Annotated in this window: 1 pseudogene; it reads left to right on the plus strand. The window is 75.7% G+C overall.

The features are described from left to right. Positions 1-246 (plus strand): annotated as a pseudogene (locus SB822_RS57585) (oxidoreductase); the annotation flags it as partial. Positions 247-268: the final 22 nt, after the last annotated feature.

Below are 268 nucleotides of genomic sequence, written 5' to 3' on the forward strand. Positions count from 1 at the left end.
GTGCCCGGCTGGGGCGAGGACCCGCTGCCCGGCATGCTCACCCGCGCCGACGAGGACGGCGCGTTGCACGCCAGCCCCCTCGACACCCTGCCGGGCGACTACCGCCGGTGCTACGCCGCCTTTCGCGACGCGGTGGCCGGCCATGGCACGCCACCGGCCACCGTGGCCGAAGCCCTGCAGGTGATGGAACTGCTGGAGCTGGCCGCGCGCAGCGCCGCGCTCGGCCAGCGGCTCGACGTGCCCTGAGCCGGTCCGGCTTGTTCAGTCC

This window comes from Paraburkholderia sp. SIMBA_054, from assembly GCF_046534875.1.
Classification (GTDB): domain Bacteria; phylum Pseudomonadota; class Gammaproteobacteria; order Burkholderiales; family Burkholderiaceae; genus Paraburkholderia; species Paraburkholderia hospita.